General features: G+C 71.7%; 14 protein-coding genes. 13 read left to right on the plus strand and 1 reads right to left on the minus strand.

Annotated features, from left to right (window positions below; all coding sequences use genetic code 11):
- Window positions 1-115: 115 nt before the first annotated feature.
- From OG309_RS25815 to OG309_RS25850, 8 genes are all read left to right on the plus strand, one after another.
- A complete protein-coding gene (locus OG309_RS25815) occupies window positions 116-2,878 on the plus strand; it encodes a non-ribosomal peptide synthetase (RefSeq protein WP_329424158.1) in 2,763 nt (920 codons plus the stop codon).
- A gap of 25 nt (window positions 2,879-2,903) precedes the next feature.
- Window positions 2,904-3,830: an NAD-dependent epimerase/dehydratase family protein gene (locus tag OG309_RS25820; RefSeq protein WP_329424160.1), complete on the plus strand. Its 927-nt coding sequence runs from the start codon at window positions 2,904-2,906 to the stop codon at window positions 3,828-3,830.
- 13 nt (window positions 3,831-3,843) lie between these two features.
- Complete coding sequence (locus OG309_RS25825) at window positions 3,844-4,248, plus strand: nuclear transport factor 2 family protein (protein ID WP_329424161.1); 405 nt, start codon at window positions 3,844-3,846, stop codon at window positions 4,246-4,248.
- Window positions 4,249-4,263: 15 nt separating this feature from the next.
- Window positions 4,264-5,268, plus strand: coding sequence for a prephenate dehydratase (gene pheA, locus OG309_RS25830; protein WP_329424163.1), 1,005 nt, complete (start codon window positions 4,264-4,266; stop codon window positions 5,266-5,268).
- Between the two features lie 74 nt (window positions 5,269-5,342).
- The gene (locus OG309_RS25835; protein WP_329424165.1) at window positions 5,343-6,026 is read left to right on the plus strand and encodes an FMN-dependent NADH-azoreductase; all 684 of its coding nucleotides are present in this window, start codon (window positions 5,343-5,345) and stop codon (window positions 6,024-6,026) included.
- Between the two features lie 61 nt (window positions 6,027-6,087).
- The gene (locus OG309_RS25840) at window positions 6,088-7,455 is read left to right on the plus strand and encodes a class II 3-deoxy-7-phosphoheptulonate synthase (protein ID WP_329424166.1); all 1,368 of its coding nucleotides are present in this window, start codon (window positions 6,088-6,090) and stop codon (window positions 7,453-7,455) included.
- A gap of 28 nt (window positions 7,456-7,483) precedes the next feature.
- Window positions 7,484-7,837 (plus strand): chorismate mutase, encoded by a 354-nt coding sequence (locus OG309_RS25845; RefSeq protein ID WP_329424168.1) that lies wholly within the window; start codon window positions 7,484-7,486, stop codon window positions 7,835-7,837.
- 196 nt (window positions 7,838-8,033) lie between these two features.
- Complete coding sequence (locus tag OG309_RS25850; RefSeq protein WP_329424170.1) at window positions 8,034-9,491, plus strand: multicopper oxidase domain-containing protein; 1,458 nt, start codon at window positions 8,034-8,036, stop codon at window positions 9,489-9,491.
- Between the two features lie 95 nt (window positions 9,492-9,586).
- Here the strand turns inward: OG309_RS25850 and OG309_RS25855 are convergent, their stop codons facing one another.
- Entirely contained in the window at window positions 9,587-9,952 is a 366-nt protein-coding gene (locus OG309_RS25855; RefSeq protein WP_329424172.1) for a winged helix-turn-helix transcriptional regulator, read from the minus strand.
- 130 nt (window positions 9,953-10,082) lie between these two features.
- On the opposite strand from OG309_RS25855, the gene OG309_RS25860 reads away from it, so the two are divergent.
- The 5 genes from OG309_RS25860 to OG309_RS25880 all read left to right on the plus strand — a co-directional run bounded on the left by OG309_RS25860 (window position 10,083) and on the right by OG309_RS25880 (window position 13,889).
- A complete protein-coding gene (locus tag OG309_RS25860; RefSeq protein ID WP_329424174.1) occupies window positions 10,083-10,550 on the plus strand; it encodes a luciferase domain-containing protein in 468 nt (155 codons plus the stop codon).
- A 92-nt stretch (window positions 10,551-10,642) separates the two neighbouring features.
- The gene (locus tag OG309_RS25865) at window positions 10,643-11,572 is read left to right on the plus strand and encodes an NADP-dependent oxidoreductase (protein ID WP_329424176.1); all 930 of its coding nucleotides are present in this window, start codon (window positions 10,643-10,645) and stop codon (window positions 11,570-11,572) included.
- Window positions 11,573-11,716: 144 nt separating this feature from the next.
- Window positions 11,717-12,757, plus strand: a complete 1,041-nt coding sequence (locus tag OG309_RS25870; RefSeq protein WP_329424178.1) for a methyltransferase — start codon at window positions 11,717-11,719, stop codon at window positions 12,755-12,757.
- A gap of 100 nt (window positions 12,758-12,857) precedes the next feature.
- The gene (locus tag OG309_RS25875) at window positions 12,858-13,208 is read left to right on the plus strand and encodes a DoxX family protein (RefSeq protein WP_329424180.1); all 351 of its coding nucleotides are present in this window, start codon (window positions 12,858-12,860) and stop codon (window positions 13,206-13,208) included.
- A gap of 24 nt (window positions 13,209-13,232) precedes the next feature.
- Window positions 13,233-13,889 carry a mycothiol-dependent nitroreductase Rv2466c family protein gene (locus OG309_RS25880; protein ID WP_329424182.1) on the plus strand — a complete coding sequence of 219 codons (657 nt, stop codon included), beginning with the start codon at window positions 13,233-13,235 and terminating at the stop codon, window positions 13,887-13,889.
- Window positions 13,890-13,993 lie beyond the last annotated feature (104 nt).

The raw sequence follows: 13,993 nt of genomic DNA on the forward strand, positions 1-13,993 counted from the left end.
GTCGCCGTCGTGCTGCCCATCCCGCAGCCGGCGGCGGCCGTGTTCCGGCACCCGTCGCGCGCCCCTCCACGGGGCCACCGCACCCCACACCGCACACCAGAGAGAGGACATCGCCATGACCGTGGCCATCCCATCGACCCGGACCGTCGCGGACCTGCTGCTCCAGGCCGCGGAGGCCCACCCCGGCTCCGGCGTCCTCCACCACGAGGGCGACGCCGGCGCCGCCGCCGCCCCGCTCCAGACGTACCCGGAGCTGGTGCACGAGGCCCGTCGGGTCCTCACCGGCCTGCGCGCCCGCGGGCTCGCCCCGCAGGACAAGGTCGTCCTGCTCCTGGAGCGTCCGCGGGAGTTCCTCACCGCCTTCTGGGCCTGCCTCCTCGGCGGCTACGTGCCGGTGCCGATGGCCCCGCTCGGCGGCGACCCGGAGCGCTGGGCCGCCCAGCTCGGCCACGTGCACACCCTGCTCGACGGGCCGCTGGTCGTCACCAACGACAGCCTGGCCGCCGAGCTGCCCCGCGTCGACGGCCTCGCCGTCACCGCCCTGGACACGCTGTACGGCACCGAGCCGGCCGAGCTGCTGCACGAGGCGGCCCCCGAGGACACCGCGCTGCTCGTCCTCACCTCCGGATCCACCGGCAACTCCAAGGCCGTCCGCCTCACCCACGCCAACCTGATCGCCTCCATGGCGGGCAAGAACACGGCCCACCACATCGGCCCCGACGACCTCTCGCTCAACTGGGTCTCCTTCGACCACGTCGCCGCGCTCCTGGAGTGCCACCTGCTGCCGCTGTCCGTCGGCGCCACCCAGCTGCACGTCGAGGCCGCCGTCGTCCTCGGCGAACCGCTGGACTTCCTGCGGCTGGTCTCCCGCTACGGCGTCACCATGACCTTCACCCCGAACTTCCTGCTCGGGCTGCTCAACGCCTCCGCCGACCGGCTCGACGAGCACGGCCCGGTCGACCTGTCGAAGCTGCGGCACATCATCAGCGGCGGCGAGGCCGTCGTCCGCACCACCGGCGAGGCCTTCCTGGCCCACTTCGCGCCGTACGGCCTCAAGGGCGACACCCTCTGGCCCGCGTTCGGCATGACCGAGACCTGCGCCGGGTCCATCTACTCGCGCGAGTTCCCCGCCTCCGACCAGGGGCAGGAGTTCGCCAACCTCGGGCGCCCCGTCGACGGCCTGCGGATCCGCGTCGCCGACGAGCAGGACCGGCCGCTGGGGGAGGGGCAGACGGGCGAGCTCCAGCTCATCGGCCCGATGATCACGCCCGGCTACCACAACAACGAGCAGGCCACGAAGGACGCCTTCACGGCCGACGGCTGGTTCCGCAGCGGTGACCTGGGCCGGATCGACGACGGGCGGCTCACCCTCGTCGGGCGCAGCAAGGACAGCATCATCGTCAACGGCGTCAACTACTTCAGCCACGACATCGAGACCCTGCTCCAGGAGCTCGACGACGTCGCCCGCTCCTACGTCGCCGCCTTCCCCACCCGCGCCCCGGGCTCCGACACCGAGCAGCTCGTCGTCGCCTTCCACCCCGAGGTCGAGGACGGTGACGAACTCGCCCTCTACCGCGTCCTGTCCGCGGTCCGCGCCAGCGTCGTCATGCACTGGGGCTTCCGCCCCTCGCTGATCCTCCCGCTGCCGAAGGAGGCCTTCCCGAAGACCAGCCTCGGGAAGATCCAGCGCCCGCTCATGCGCAAGCGCCTCGAAGCGGGGGCGTACGCGGAGACCGCCGACGCCGTCGCCGACCTGATCCTGCGCCGCCTCGGCGGCTACACCGCGCCCGAGGGCGAGACCGAGACGGTCCTCGCCGGGATCTACGCGGAGATGTTCGACACCGACCCCGCGAAGCTGAGCGCCACCGCCAACTTCTTCGACCTCGGCGGCACCTCGCTCGACATCCTGCGGCTGCGCAGCCTGGTCGCCCGCCGGCTCGGCGCCCAGGACCTGCAGATCATCACCGTCCTGATGGCGCCGACCGTCCGCGCGCTGGCCGCCCGGCTCGCCGAGGACGCCGCCGGCGGGGCCGCGGTCCGCCCGTACGACCCGATCGTGCCGATGCAGGTCGTCGGCGACAAGACGCCGCTGTTCTGCGTCCACCCCGGCGTCGGCGAGGTCCTCGTCTTCGTCAACCTCGCCAAGTACTTCGTCGGCGACCGGCCGTTCTACGCCCTGCGTGCCCGCGGCTTCAACCCCGGCGAGAAGCCCTTCGAGAGCTTCGAGGAGATGGTGAGCACCTACGTCGCCGCCATCCGCGAGAAGCAGCCGCACGGCCCCTACGCCGTCGCCGGCTACTCGTACGGCGGCGCCGTCGCCTTCGAGATCGCCAAGGTCCTGGAGGCCGAGGGCGAGCGGGTCGACTTCATCGGCAGCTTCAACCTGCCTCCGCACATCAAGTACCGCATGGACGAGCTGGACTTCGTCGAGACCGCGGCCAACCTGGCCTTCTTCCTCGCCCTCATCGACAAGAAGCAGTCGCTCGACCTGCCGAACGAGCTGCGCCACCTGTCGCGCGAGGAGCAGCTCGCGTACTTCATCGACCACGCGCCCGCCGCCCGGCTCGCCGAACTCGACCTGGACCTGGCCAAGTTCACCGCCTGGGCCGAACTCGCCGACGGGCTCACCGACCTCGGCCGCAGCTACTCGCCGTCGGGCCACGTCCGCGGCATGTCCGTCTTCTACGCGATACCGCTGCGCGGCACCAAGGAGGACTGGCTGAACAACGAGCTCAGCCGCTGGAAGGAGCACGCCGACGACGTCAGCTTCATCGACGTCCCCGGCGAGCACTACACGCTGATGGGCCCGCAGCACGTGGCCGGCTTCCAGTCGATCCTCCGCAAGGAGCTCGACCGGGCGCTCGGCGACGGCAAGTAAGCACGAAACGAAGGGGACTGCACAGATGAACGGCAAGAAGATCCTGGTCACCGGCGGCACGGGCCAGGTGGCCGGACCGGTCGCCAAGGCGCTCGCCCAGGACAACGAGGTCTGGGCGCTCGGGCGCTTCGGCACCCCCGGCTCGGAGGACGCCCTGCGCGAGCACGGCATCACCACCTTCCGCTGGGACATGGACGACACGAGCGAGGACGCCCTCAAGGGACTGCCCGAGGACTTCACCCATGTCATCCACTCCGCGGTGAACCGCGGCGAGGACGGCGACTTCAACCGGGCGGTCGAGGTCAACACCGTCGCCGCCGGCCGCCTGATGACCCACTGCCGCACCGCGGAGGCGTTCCTGTACGTCTCCACCGGCGCCCTCTACAAGCGCCAGACGCTCGACCACGCCTACCGGGAGGACGACCCGGTCGACGGCGTCGCCGACTGGCTGCCCGCCTACCCGGTCGTCAAGATCGCCACCGAGGGCGCGGTCCGCGCGTACGCGGCGACCCTCGGCCTGCCCACGATCATCGCCCGCCTCAACATCGCCTACGGTCCCGGCGGTTACGGCGGCGTCCCGATGCTCTACTTCAAGCGGATGCTGGCCGGCGAGCCCATCCCGGTCCCGGTCGAGGGCCAGAACTGGTGCTCCCTGCTCTACACCGACGACCTCGTCGAGCAGGTCCCCCACCTGTGGAACGCGGCGACCGTGCCCGCCACCCTCACCAACTGGGGCGGCGACGAGTCCGTCGGCATCACCGACTGCGTCCGTCACCTGGAGGAGCTCACCGGCGTCCAGGCCAAGCTGGTGCCGAGCGAGGTCACCCGCGAGACCTACCAGTTCGACCCGACGCTGCGGAAGCAGCTCACCGGGCCGTGCAAGGTCGACTGGCGCGAGGGCATCCGCCGCACCGTCGAGTCCATGTATCCCGAGTACGCGAAGCAGCGCTGAGGAGCGGCGAGCGATGACCACCACCACCAGCAACCTGGACCTGATCCACGCGGCCTACGCCGCCTTCCGCGACCGTGACGTCGACGCGCTCGTCGCCACGATGGCCGAGGACATGGAGTGGATCCACCCCGAGGGCATGCACGCCTACGGCCTCGGCGGCACCAAGCACGGCCACGCCGGGGTCCGGGGCTTCCTGGCCCACGTCCCGACCGTCCTCGGCGGGATGAGGCTCCAGCCCCTGGAGTTCCTCGACCACGGAGACCGGGTCGTCGTCTTCGGCGTCCGTGACGTGACCTCCCGCAGCGGCCACACCGAGACGCTGCAGTTCGTCCACTCCTGGACGTTCCGCGACGGCAAGGCCGTCCGCATGGAGGACATCTTCGACACGGTCGCGTTCCACCGGGTGATCGAGAGCTGACGGGCGCCCTCGGCCATGACATCCGCCACCGCGTACGCCTTCCTGGGCCCCGAGGGCACCTTCACCGAGGCGGCGCTGCGCAGGCTCCCCGCGTACGCCGCCCACGGTGAGGAACTGCCCCGGCGCCCGTACCCCAGTGTCCCCGCGGCCCTGGACGCGGTCCGCCGCGGCGACTGCGCGACGGCCGTGGTCCCGCTGGAGAACTCGGTGAAGGGCGTGGTGCCCGCCACCATGGACCAGCTGGCCGAGTCCGGGCTGCACATCACCGGCGAGGTCGAACTCCCGGTGACCTTCGCCCTGATGGCGCCGGACGGCACGGAGCTGGGCGACGTACGGGAGGTGTACAGCCACCCGCACGCGCTCGCCCAGTGCGCCGGGTGGCTGGACGAGCACCTCCCGGCAGCCCGGGCCGTGCCCGCCGACTCCACGGCCGCCGCCGCGCACGAGGTGGCGCGGCGGCCGGCCGGCGGGGCTGCGGCCATCGCCGCCCCGCCGGCCGCCGAGCGCTACGGCCTGCGGGTCCTGGCCGCCGGCCTCGGCCGCCGCGGCGGAGCGGTCACCCGCTTCGTCGCGGTCTCCCAGGCCTGGTTCCCGCCCGCCCGCACCACCCGCGACCGCACCTCGCTGGTCGTCACCACCGAGGACGGCGGCCCCGCCCGGCTCGCCGCGATCCTCGCCCTCTTCACCGACCGCGCCATCGAGGTGAGCCGGGTCCACGCCTGGCCCACCGGCGAACGCCTGGGCAGCTACCGCTACTTCGTCGACGTGGACGGACACGTGGAGAACCCGGCGGTACGGGGCGCGTTGTCGAGCCTGGCCGGACTGGGCGCGACAGCCCGCTTCCTCGGGAGCTACCCGAGATGGACCGGTCCCCGCCGTCCCGCGGCGAGCCACCGCCCCGCCCCCGCCCACACCGTCGTGGGCAGTCGTTCCGCCGGGGCGGAAGGGGTGGGCACAACGGAACGGCGCCCCGCCGGGCGCCTCCGCTCCGATCACCCGGCCCCGAGCACCCGCACCTAGGGGTGCCGTGGGTCATGCCGGGCCCGCCACCGCCGCCGGGCCCGGCGGAAACCCCCTCCCAGGAGAGGTCCCCCATGCCGCCCACCCTGCTCCACATCGACACCAGCGCCCGCCTCGGCTCCACCACCCGCCGCGTCACCGCCGAGTTCGCCGCTTCCTGGCGCGCCGCCAACGAGGGCGGCACCCACCTCCACCGCGACCTCGCCGCGACCCCCGTGCCGCACATCGACGGCGACCAGATCGCCGTGACGCAGCGCATCGAGGCGTCCGGGGTCCGGGACCTCGACGAGGCGAGGAACGCGGCCCGCACGGCCGGCGAGAAGGCGAGCTGGGCCACCACCTGGGAGCTGGTCGACGAGGTGCTCGCCGCCGACACGATCGTCCTGGGGCTGCCGATGCACAACTTCTCGCTGCCCTCCACGTTCAAGGCCTGGCTCGACCGGGTCCTCATCCCGCCGCTCGTCGTCGACCCGGAGACCGGCACCGGCCCGCTGGCCGGCCGGCAGGTCGTGGTGGTCACGGCCCGCGGCGGCGCGTACGGCCCGGGCACGCCCCGGCACGCCTACGACTTCCAGGAGCCCTATCTGCGGGCCGCCTTCGGCATGGTCGCCCTCGCCGACGACCTGGTCTTCCTGCACGCCGAGCTGACGAAGTCCGGGCACGTGGCCCGGCTGGCCGGCTTCCAGCGGCTGGCGGCCGAGTCGCTGAAGGAGGCGCTGGAGGGCGCCCGCAAGCACGCGCAGCGCGTGCACCTCTGACGTACGGAACGTCGCGTCCCTGACCTCACCCCCTCTTTCTTCCTCTCCGAGAGGTTTCGCCATGGAGACCCTGAAGCCCGAGACCCCTGAATTCGAACTGGTGAACACATGGGCCGGCCTCCCCGCCGCCCAGCAGCCGGAGTACCCCGACCCCGCCGCCCTCCACCGCGTCACCCGCGGGCTCGCCACCGCCCCGCCGCTCGTCTTCTCCGGCGAGTGCGACCGCCTCAAGGGCCGGCTGGCCGCCGTCGCGCGCGGGGAGGCCCTGCTCCTCCAGGGCGGCGACTGCGCCGAGACCTTCGACCGGGTCTCCGCGGAGACCGTGCACAGCAAGCTGAACACCCTGATGCAGATGTCCGCGGTCCTCACGTACGCGGCCGCCATGCCCGTCGTGAAGGTCGGCCGCATCGCCGGTCAGTACGCCAAGCCGCGCTCGCAGCCCACCGAGACCCGTGACGGCCTCACCCTCCCGACCTACCGCGGCGACGCCGTCAACGGCCTCGCCTTCACCTCCGAGGCCCGGATCCCCGACCCGGAGCGCCTGCTGCGGATGTACCAGGCCTCCTCCAACACCCTCAACCTCGTCCGGGCGTTCACCGCCGGCGGTTACGCGGCCCTCAGCCAGGTGCACGAGTGGAACCGCGACTTCATCGCCGGCTCGCCGCTGCGCGAGCAGTACGAGGCCATCGCCAGCGGCATCGACCGCGCCCTGAAGTTCATGGACGCCACCGGCGCCAGCCCGCGCGCCTTCGACGACTCCGAGTTCTACGTCTCCCACGAGGGGCTGCTGCTCGACTACGAGGCCCCCCTCACCCGCCACGATCCCGACACCGGCCGGGTCTACGCCACCTCCGGGCACATGCTCTGGATCGGCGAGCGCACCCGCGACCTGGACGGCGCCCACGTCGAGTACTTCTCCCGCGTCGCCAACCCCATCGGCGTGAAGCTGGGCCCCAGCACCACCGCCGACACCGCCCTGCGGCTCATCGACCGGCTCGACCCCGACCGGGAGCCCGGCCGGCTCACCTTCGTCGTACGGCTCGGCGTCGGCAAGGTGCACGAGGTGCTGCCCGAACTCGTCGAGAAGGTCACCGCCTCCGGCGCCCGGGTGGCCTGGGTCTGCGACCCGATGCACGGCAACACGATCGGGGCGCCCTCCGGTCACAAGACCCGGCACTTCGACGACATCCTCGGGGAGGTCCGCGCCTTCTTCGAGGTCCACGGCGCCCTCGGCACCCACGCCGGCGGCATCCACGTCGAGCTCACGGGCGACGACGTCACGGAGTGCGTCGGCGGCGGCCACGACCTCGGCTTCCCCGACCTCTCCGCCCGGTACGAGTCGGCCTGCGACCCGCGCCTCAACCGCAGCCAGTCGCTCGACCTGGCCTTCCTGGTCGCGGAGTTCCTGCACGGCGAGGAGGGCGCGTGACGGCGCCCGCCCGGCCGAAGGGGGAGGCATGAGTACGGCACGTGCCGAGCTGGGCCGGCTCCGCGACAGCATCGACAACATCGACGCCGCCGTGGTGCACCTGCTCGCCGAGCGTTTCACCCACACCCGCCGGGTCGGCGAGCTGAAGGCCCGGCACGGCCTGCCGCCCGCCGACCCCGGGCGCGAGGCCCGGCAGATCGCCCGGCTGCGGAGCATCGCCGAGTCGGCCCGGCTGGATCCGGAGTTCGCCGAGAAGTTCCTCAACTTCATCGTGGCGGAGGTCATCCGGCACCACGAGTCGATCGCACGGTCCAGCACGGAACATCGAATTCCGGCCGCTCGTGACGGGGGTGTTTCCATGCCCGTCCTAGCGGAATATTGACATTCGCTTGGTGAAAACCGACAGAGCATGTGCACGACCTGCGAAAGTGCGCACAGCCCTGAATCCTCCTCCGTTGATCGAGGTTTCCGGCCCACCGGAGAATTAAGGCCATGATCCGGCCCGATTCTCCGAGGCCGGCCTCTCTCGTTCACGACGGACCCGGCGTCTTCTCTCCGGGATCACCATGGGGGATTTCGTGATCAGTCGCAGAAACATGCTCAAGGCGGGCGTGGCCACCGGCGCGGTCGGCGCCGCCGGCCTGCTGGTTCCGGCGACGGGGGGATCCGCCCAGGCGGCCGACCTCGACCCGGCGGGCATCCCCAAGTTCACCCAGCCCATGCCCCTGGCGCCGACGCTCGCCCCGTACTCCTCCACGGGCACCGCGGACTACTACGCGATGACGATGAAGGAGGCCGACGTCGAGATCATCCCCGGCCGCCTCACCCGGGTCCGCACCTTCAACGGCAGCTTCCCGGGTCCCGTCATCCGTGCCAAGTCGGGCGTGCGGGCCGTGGTGCAGCAGACCAACACCCTGTCCGTGCCCACCTCGGTCCACCTGCACGGCGCGCACGTGCCGCCGGACAGCGACGGCGGCCCGATGGACCTCCTCGCGCCGGGCGGCGGGACCAAGACGTACACGTACCCGAACCAGCAGCCGCACGCCAACCTCTGGTTCCACGACCACGCGCACCACCAGGAGTCCGAGAACGTCTTCCTCGGCCTGACCGGCACCTACCTGCTCACCGACGACGTCGAGCAGGGCAACATCCTGCCGAAGGGCGCGTACGACATACCGATCCAGCTGCGCGACGCCCGCTTCGACGACAAGGGCCAACTCGTCTACGCCATGGACGACTTCCTCAACCGGAACGTCATCCTCGCCAACGGCAAGGCCTGGCCGTACTTCGAGGTCGCCCGCAAGCTGTACCGCTTCCGCATCTTCAACACCGCGAACATGCGGTACTTCAAGCTCAGCCTGACCGGCAACGCGCCCTTCACGCTGATCGGCACCGACGGCGGACTCCTGCCCAGGCCGCAGGAGGTCACCAGCGTGACCCTCTCCCCGGGCGAGCGCGCCGACATCATGATCGACTTCTACGAGTACCCGCTGGGCACCACGCTGGAGCTCAAGAACGCGCCCGACGCGATGCCCGGCGGCCCCGCCGACGCGATCACCAAGGTGCTCCAGTTCCGCGTCACCGGCACGGGCAAGGAGTTCGGCACCATCCCGTACGACCTGCGCACCCTGCCGGCCCTCCCGCCCGCCACGGTGAACCGGTCCATCACGCTGAGCATGGACGAGAACGGCATGGCCTCGGACATGGGCTACATCAACGGCCTCGTCTACGACATGGACCGGATCGACACCGAGATCGCCTACGGCACCACGGAGATCTGGACCGTCACCAACGCCAACACGATCATCCCGCACAACTTCCACATCCACCTGGTGCAGTTCAGGGTGCTGGAGCGCAACGGGGTGCCGGTGACCTCGGGCCCGGAGGTCGGGCTCAAGGACACGGTGAACCTGAACCCGGGGGAGACGGTCAAGATCCAGGCGACGTTCACCGGATACCGGGGCACGTACCTCTACCACTGCCACATCTTCGACCACGCGGCGATGGGCATGATGGCCACGATGAAGATCGTCTGACGGGACGCGGCAGGACGGGTCCGGGCGCGGGGGCGGGCACGAGCGACACGTACGGGGCGGCGGCTGCCGCCCCGTACGTGTGCGTGCCGCCCGGCTCACTCGGAGTCGAAGGTCCTCCGCGACATGCTGATGTACTCGCGGTGCTGCTCGGACCACTTGATGAGGGAGCCCACCTCCGTGGACAGGGTGTGCCCGACCGGCGTCAGTTCGTAGTCGACCCGCGGCGGCGTGCTGGGCGTCACGGTCCGGATCACCAGGCCGTCGCGCTCCAGGCTGCGCAGGGTGAGCGTCAGCATGCGCTGGGAGATGCCGTCGATGGAGCGCCGGAGCTCCGAATAGCGCCGGGGCCCGTCCCCCAGGATCGCCATGATCAGAACGCTCCACTTGTCGCCGACCCGGTCGAGCACATCCCGCAGCTGACAGATGGCCAGACCCTCGCTGACCTGGTCAGGAACATTCATGTGCGTAGCGATCTTTGAAGTGCCGTCTTCTGCCACCCCTGCAGCATCGCCCAGAATTCTTGTGGAAACAAGAAGTGACCAGCGCACTGTTTGTGCGCGGCTTTGCCGCGCCCCGCACCGGAGGAAAACCATGGCCGTCGATCTGAGCGTTCTGCCCCCGCGCAAGGGACCCCGTCCCGAGACGACCGGCCGGGAGATCCCGCACGACCAGCTCGAGGACTTCTCCCCGCCGGAGATCCGTGACGCCCTGGTGGCGCGTGCCCAGCAGCTGCCGGGCGTCTTCACCAGCCCCAGCCTGGTCTCCGAGCCCGGCTCCATGGCCCTGCGGCTGAACCGGAGCAACCGGCCCTTCGAGGCCTTCCTGCACCCGTCGGTCGACGAGTTCGGGCACATCCACCGGTCCGGCTTCATGCACCTCGCGGTGCCGGTCGAGGCCCTGCCGGCGCTCACCGAGCTCGGCTGGATCGAGCCGCACCCCATCACCCGGCGCGCGGAGTTCCCGGACAGCATCGTGATGCTCTACGCGCCCCGCGACGAGGACGAGCTGGAGGTCGCGGCCGTGGTGCTGCAGGCCTCGTACGAGCAGGCCGTGGCCTGAGGCAGGCCACGGCCCGCGCGGCCGCAGTCCCCGTCCGTCCACCGCTCCACCGCTCCACCGCCCTTCCGTTCATCGGGAAAGAGGAACACCCCATGCGTGCAGTGACCATCGAGGAATTCGGCGCCGCCCCCACCGTCAACGAGGTGGCCAAGCCGGTCCCCGGCCCCGGCGAGATCCTGGTCAAGGTCAGCCACTCCTCCCTCAACGGCTTCGACGGCGCCGTCATCTACGGCTTCCTCAAGGACGTCCTTGAGCACAAGTTCCCGGTGACCCTCGGCAAGGACTTCGCCGGCACGGTCGAGGCCGTCGGCGAGGGCGTCGGCCGCACCGCCGGCGAGCGGGTCTTCGGCGTCGTGATGAAGCCGGTCGTCCAGGACGGCGCACTCGCCGAGTACGTGGTGGTGGGCGAGGGCTACGGCATCGCCGCCGCCCCCGAGGGCCTGGACTCCGCCCACGCCGGCGCGCTCGGCCTGGCCGGCTCCGCCGCCGTCGGCGTGATCGACGCGCTCGCCCCCCAGCAGGGCGAGACGGTGCTGGTGATCGGCGCGACCGGTGGCGTCGGCGCGTACGCGGTGCAGCTCGCCGCCAAGACCGGCGCGACCGTCATCGCCACCGCCAAGCCGGGCGCGGAGACCGAGTTCGTCAAGGGCCTCGGCGCCACCCACGTCGTCGACCACACCGGCGACCTGGCCGCCCAGATCCGCGCGCTCTCCCCGGGCGGCGTGCACGCCGCGGCCCACCTGGCCGGCGACCCCGGTGCCGCCGTCGCGCTGGTCGCCGCCGGCGGCCGGCTCGCCTCCACCCTGGGCTTCGGCCCCGAGGCCGCCACCGAGCTCGACATCACCGTCACCTCCGTGATGGCCAACCCCGACCCGGCCACCCTGGAGCGCCTCGCCGACGCGGTCGTCTCCGGCGCCCTCACGGTGCCGATCGCCGAGACCTACGCCCTGGACGCGGTCGGCCAGGGCTTCGCCGCCTTCGGCGCGGGCACCGTCGGCAAGATCGGCGTCTCCGTCGCCTGACACCCGCACCACCTGCGTACGGGGTGGCCGGGGCCCACGGGCCTCGGCCACCCCCGCACGGCCGCACGCCGCACAGCACGCCCCACAGCAACGCTTCGCCCCGCCCGTACGACGTCACGCAGCCAGAGCCCCGGAGACTTCCCCATGGACGCACCCACCAGCGCCGCCGCCGAGCAGCGCCAGCCCGACTTCGGCCGGATGTTCGAGATGGTCACCAGCTTCTGGGTGGCCCGCGCCGTGCACGCCGGAACCGTGCTCGGCCTCCCCGACCACGTCGCCGAGCGGCCCCGGACCTCCACCGAGCTCGCCACCCTGACCGGCACCGACCCGCGCTCCCTGCACCGGCTGCTGCGCGCGCTCGCCGGCGTCGGCGTGCTGAGCGTCGACGAGCGGGGCCGGTACGCGACCACGGCCCTCGGCGACACCCTGCGCACCGACCTCCCCGGCTCGCTCGCCTCCTTCGTCCAGCTGGAGCTCGGCGCCGCGCACCACGGCACCTGGGGCCTGCTGGCCGACGCGGTACGCACCGGGGAGCCGGTCTTCGCGGCCGCGTCCGGCCACCCGATCTGGGAGTACTTCGAGCGCACGCCGGAGATGGCCGACCACCTCGGCAAGGCCATGACCGGGCTGACCGCGATGGTCGCCGACGCCGTCCTGGAGGTCTTCGACTTCTCCTCGTACGGGAAGATCGTCGACGTCGGCGGCGGCGAGGGCGGCTTCCTGAGCGCGATCCTCGGCGCCCACCCCGAGGCGTCGGGCATCGTGTTCGACCTGCCCCACGTGGTCGCCAACGGCCGGACCCGGATCGCCGACGCGGGCCTCGCGGACCGCTGCGACCTGGTCGGCGGCAGCTTCTTCGAGAAGGTCCCCGAGGGCGGCGACCTCTACACGATGAAGTGGGTCCTGCACGACTGGAACGACGAGTCCAGCATCGAGATCCTCAAGTCCGTGCGGCGCGTGATGCCGGACGACGGACGGCTCCTGGTGGTGGACACGGTCGTCCCGGAGGACGGCGGCTTCTCGCCGAGCAAGATCATCGACCTCAACATGATGGTCCTCAGCGGCGGCCAGGAGCGCACCGCGGAGGAGTTCCGCGCCCTCCTCGACGCGGCGGGCTTCACGCTCACGCGCATCCTGCCGACGGCCTCGCCGAGCAGCGTGGTCGAGGCGATCCCGACCCGCTGAACGCGGAGCACGCCCCCGCACGCCCCCGCTCTCTCTCCCCTTCGTCCCACCCCTTCCCCTCCCTCTCCCCATCCCCATCCCACCCGCTCAAGGAGCAACCGTGTTCATCGCATACGTCGTCCTGGCGATCCTGGTCTCGCTGGTCCTGCTCGGATCGGCGCGCGGCAAGCTGGTGCGCGACGAGAAGATCGTCGCCGGCATGCAGAAGGTCAACGTCCCGGACAACTGGCTGCCCCGCCTCGCCACGCTGGAGATCCTGGGCGCGATCGGCCTGATCGCGGGCATCTGGTTCCGCCCGCTGGGCATCGCCGCCGGCGTGGGCGTGGTCCTCTACTTCCTCGGCGCGATCGTCACCCACATCCGCGCCAAGGACGGCAAGGGCGCCCCGGTCCCCGCGGTCCTCGCACTGCTCGCCGCCGCGCCGGTCGTCCTCGGCCTCGCCGCCAACTGACCCGTCACCGCAAGGAGGAGTCCCATGACCGCCGCCACCGAGAACCCGACCCCGGTCGACTTCTGGTTCGACCCGCTGTGCCCCTGGACCTGGCTCACCTCGCGCTGGCTGGTGGAGGTGGAGCGTCAGGGCCTCGTCGAGATTCGTTGGAATGTCATGAGCCTGGCGATTCTCAACCAGGACCGGATCGACCAGATCCCGGAGCAGTTCCGGGAGTTGCTGGGCCCGAAGGGCTGGCGCCCGGTGCGCGCTCTGGTGGCGGTCAAGGACAAGTTCGGCAACGAGGCGGCCGCCCGCCTGTACGCGCAGCTGGGCGAGCGCTTCCACCCCGGCGGCCGGGCCCCCGAACTCGACGTGATCCGCGAGGCGCTGGAGGCGGCGGACCTGCCGGACAGGGCGGCCGCCGAGCTCATCGCGTACGCGGAGAACGACACGTACGACGATGCGGTGCGCACCTCGCACGAGGCGAGCCAGGCGGCGGTGGGCGAGGAGGCCGGCAGCCCGGTCCTCGCGGTGCCTGGCCCGGAGGGGGAGCCGCTGGGCTTCTTCGGCCCGATCCTGTCGCGGGTGCCGCGGGGCGAGGCGGCGGCGCGGCTGTGGCAGGCGACCCGGCTGGCGGCCTCGGTTCCGGGCTTCGCGGAGTTCAAGCGGGCGAGGGTGGAGGGCCCGGTCTTCGACTGACGCGGGCGGACGGAGCCTCGCGCCGACCACTCGCCGCACACCCTCGCTCCCCCTCCCCGCACCCCCCTCGCACCCCTCTCCCACCCCCATTCCACCCCTACACC

Origin of the sequence: Streptomyces sp. NBC_01268 (assembly GCF_036240795.1) — a bacterium.
In the GTDB taxonomy this organism is placed as follows: domain Bacteria; phylum Actinomycetota; class Actinomycetes; order Streptomycetales; family Streptomycetaceae; genus Streptomyces.

Excerpts from the sequence above, each read along its gene's own strand:
- OG309_RS25840 (WP_329424166.1), top strand. The coding sequence starts at position 6,088 with ATGGAGACCCTGAAGCCCGAGACCCCTGAATTCGAACTGGTGAACACA.
- OG309_RS25825 (WP_329424161.1), top strand. The coding sequence starts at position 3,844 with ATGACCACCACCACCAGCAACCTGGACCTGATCCACGCGGCCTACGCC.
- pheA (WP_329424163.1), top strand. The coding sequence starts at position 4,264 with ATGACATCCGCCACCGCGTACGCCTTCCTGGGCCCCGAGGGCACCTTC.
- OG309_RS25870 (WP_329424178.1), top strand. The coding sequence starts at position 11,717 with ATGGACGCACCCACCAGCGCCGCCGCCGAGCAGCGCCAGCCCGACTTC.
- OG309_RS25845 (WP_329424168.1), top strand. The coding sequence starts at position 7,484 with ATGAGTACGGCACGTGCCGAGCTGGGCCGGCTCCGCGACAGCATCGAC.
- OG309_RS25815 (WP_329424158.1), top strand. The coding sequence starts at position 116 with ATGACCGTGGCCATCCCATCGACCCGGACCGTCGCGGACCTGCTGCTC.
- OG309_RS25860 (WP_329424174.1), top strand. The coding sequence starts at position 10,083 with ATGGCCGTCGATCTGAGCGTTCTGCCCCCGCGCAAGGGACCCCGTCCC.
- OG309_RS25855 (WP_329424172.1), bottom strand. The coding sequence starts at position 9,952 with ATGAATGTTCCTGACCAGGTCAGCGAGGGTCTGGCCATCTGTCAGCTG.
- OG309_RS25820 (WP_329424160.1), top strand. The coding sequence starts at position 2,904 with ATGAACGGCAAGAAGATCCTGGTCACCGGCGGCACGGGCCAGGTGGCC.
- OG309_RS25865 (WP_329424176.1), top strand. The coding sequence starts at position 10,643 with ATGCGTGCAGTGACCATCGAGGAATTCGGCGCCGCCCCCACCGTCAAC.
- OG309_RS25880 (WP_329424182.1), top strand. The coding sequence starts at position 13,233 with ATGACCGCCGCCACCGAGAACCCGACCCCGGTCGACTTCTGGTTCGAC.
- OG309_RS25835 (WP_329424165.1), top strand. The coding sequence starts at position 5,343 with ATGCCGCCCACCCTGCTCCACATCGACACCAGCGCCCGCCTCGGCTCC.